Origin of the sequence: Burkholderia sp. HAN2018 (assembly GCF_024704855.1) — a bacterium.
Lineage (GTDB): Bacteria > Pseudomonadota > Gammaproteobacteria > Burkholderiales > Burkholderiaceae > Burkholderia > Burkholderia cepacia.
The window spans coordinates 1-2,560 of record NZ_QOBB01000439.1; the positions used below are offsets into that span (position 1 = coordinate 1).

3 protein-coding genes are annotated in these 2,560 nt (G+C 68.4%); 1 reads left to right on the forward strand and 2 read right to left on the reverse strand.

The genetic code is table 11. The features are described 5' to 3' along the window. Window positions 1-297: 297 nt before the first annotated feature. Window positions 298-597 (forward strand): DUF4148 domain-containing protein, encoded by a 300-nt coding sequence (locus DPV74_RS40690; RefSeq protein ID WP_027789696.1) that lies wholly within the window; start codon window positions 298-300, stop codon window positions 595-597. A gap of 200 nt (window positions 598-797) precedes the next feature. On the opposite strand, the gene DPV74_RS40695 is transcribed toward DPV74_RS40690, so the two are convergent. Further along, complete coding sequence (locus tag DPV74_RS40695; RefSeq protein WP_060066902.1) at window positions 798-1,994, reverse strand: TauD/TfdA family dioxygenase; 1,197 nt, start codon at window positions 1,992-1,994, stop codon at window positions 798-800. 22 nt (window positions 1,995-2,016) lie between these two features. Next, a partial coding sequence (locus DPV74_RS40700) for an alpha/beta hydrolase fold domain-containing protein (protein WP_162923313.1) occupies window positions 2,017-2,560 on the reverse strand: 544 nt, incomplete at its 5' end.

The window sequence follows — 2,560 nt, forward strand, 5'->3', positions numbered from 1 at the left end:
CGGGCGTGCGCTTCCTCAGCTCGGGCGCGCCGGCCGGACGTTCGCCAGGCCGGCCGTTCGACACGGCGGCCGAGGCGCGCTGAAAGGCGTGTCGGCCTCCGCAACATTCTTCATACTTGTTGCACCAACCGATAAGAAAGCCCGTTGAAAGCCTGAGTCGGCGCGCCACTGTTACTGCCCAGGAAACAATCTATCGTCAAAATCAGCGTTTACCCTGAACCTTCCGATGACTAAGATTCGATCAATCGCTTAAGACATGGTGTCAAGAGCGAACTCAATAAAACACCGGAGGTCATCATGAAATCGCTCGTTTCCGCAGTCGTTGCCGCTGCCGCCCTGTCCGCTTCGTTCGGCGCATTCGCCCAAAGCACCGTGACCCGCGCGCAAGTGAAGAACGAACTGGTTCAGCTCGAAAAAGCCGGCTACAAGCCGGGCCTGTCGAGCCCGTACTACCCGAACGACATCCAGAGCGCCGAAGCGCGTGTTCATGGTGCCGACACCAGCGGCTACGGCGCGCAACCGGCTCCGGCCGTCCACTCGGGCGCTCCGGCCGCAACGTCGTCGAACGCTCGCGACTCGATCTTCTTCGGCCAGTAAGCCGATGCGCCCCCGACGGGCGCCGCGCGCAGCGCGATGAAGAAACATCAGGACGAGCCCCGTTGCGGGGCTCGTCCTTTTTTATGAAACGCATACCTCCGCCGCCCGGCAGCGGGTGGCTTCGCCCGGGCGCCTCGCGTCCGGGCGCTTTTTCATCCTGCGCGGCAGGTGTGCAGGCAGGATGAAGCCGCGCGTGCCCGTCAGTGCGGTGCAGCCGCGGCGGGCGCCGAACGCGACAGCACGCGCCACCGCGACAGCAATTCGTCGCGATCGACGTAGCAGCCCTGCAGATGCCGGCGGCCGGTCGACGGATCGAACTCGGTGCGCGCATGCAGCACGCGCCGGTTGTCGAACGCCCACATGTCGCCCGCCCGCAGCCGGCGCTGCACGCGAAAGCGCGGCTCGCGCGCAAGCGCGAGGAACCGCCGGTACGCGCGATAGACGGCCGCGACCGAACCGGCCGGCGCATCGAGCGGCCCGCGCAGGAAGTTCGCGACGCGCACCTCGGTCACGTTGCCGCGTGCATCGAGCCCGATCACCGGCGCCGAGCAGCGATAGTCGCTGTTCGCACTCTTGTTCCAGAACTCGAACGGCGTCGACGCGAGTTGCTCGAAATCGGCCGGATGCTCGCGCCGCAGCGCATCCGCCAGCGCGAAGCCGTCGAGGAACACGCTGTCGCCGCCGGTCGCATCGTTCGCCAGGCAATGCAGGAACTGCACGCCCGGCTGCAGCTCGCGGGTCGGCAGATCGGTATGCGGCGGCAGGTTCAGCGACGTATACGCATTGCTGTCCGGGCGCGGCTTCGATTCGACGTCGAACAGCACACCGAAATTGCTCTCGCGGATCAGGCCGATGCGGCGCGCGATCTCGTCGACGCGGCCGCGCTCGGCCGGCACGCCTTCGACGAGCGTCAGCCCGGTGCGCTGCAACGCGGCGAGCCACGCGCGCAATGCGCCGTCGTCCTCCATCACGTCGCGCCACGCGAACACGCCGATGGCCGTCGCGTCGTCGCCGGCCCACACATGCCGCCCGTGCGCGGCCTGGCGCTCGGCGCGCGACGCGTCGTCATACGCATGCGCGCGCAACCATCCCGGCGACCACGCGCTGCGATGTCCGTCGTTCCACTCGACATGCAGCGCGCCGTCGGCTTCGATGTGCACCGCGCGCGCGGCGAGATCCTCGCGCGCGTCGGCGATCTCGAATACCTGTTCACGCGTGACGGCATGCACGCATGCGGAGCACGCGCAGTTGTCGCGCAGCCAGTCGAAATGAAACGGCGATCGTCGCGTGTCGCTCCACTCGACGTCCACCGCTGAGTCGCCAATCGCGACCGCCGCAATGGTCGCGTCGACCGAAAACGTCCGCCAGTCCTCGATACGGTGTTGCGCTGCCTGCATCGTTGCCTCCCGGAAACGCCCGCTACGCGTGTGGTGCGAGCAGAAACCCGCCGACCGTCCGGTGCATCCGCGCCGCCTGCGGGCTCGTTCCGAGCGCGCGCCAGCAGCCGTGCACCAGCCCCTCTCCCATCCAGTAGTGCGCGGCACCGCCGGCCGCGCGAATCCGTTCGACATACACGCGCGCATCGTCGCGCAGCGGATCGTGTTCCGCGCCGATCGCGAGGACGGGCGGCAGGCCGTCGAAACGCGCAGCCGCGAGCGGCACCGACGCGCGCAACAGCGGATTGCCGTCTCCCAGCGCATCGGACAGGCCGCCGCTCCAGTACAGCGCGCGATAGCGATGGACATCGTCGAGCGTCAGCATCGGTGCGTACGCTTCCGTTTCGCGCGCGGGCGATTGCGGTTCGAACCCGAGCATCGGATAGACGAGCGCGATGCCGTCGACACCGCCTTCGCCCGCATCGCGCAACGCAGTGGCCACGGCCGCCGCGAGCATGCCGCCCGCGCTGTCGCCCGCGAGCGTCAGCGGAGGCGCGCACGGCCCGAACGGCCAGCGCGCGTCGCGT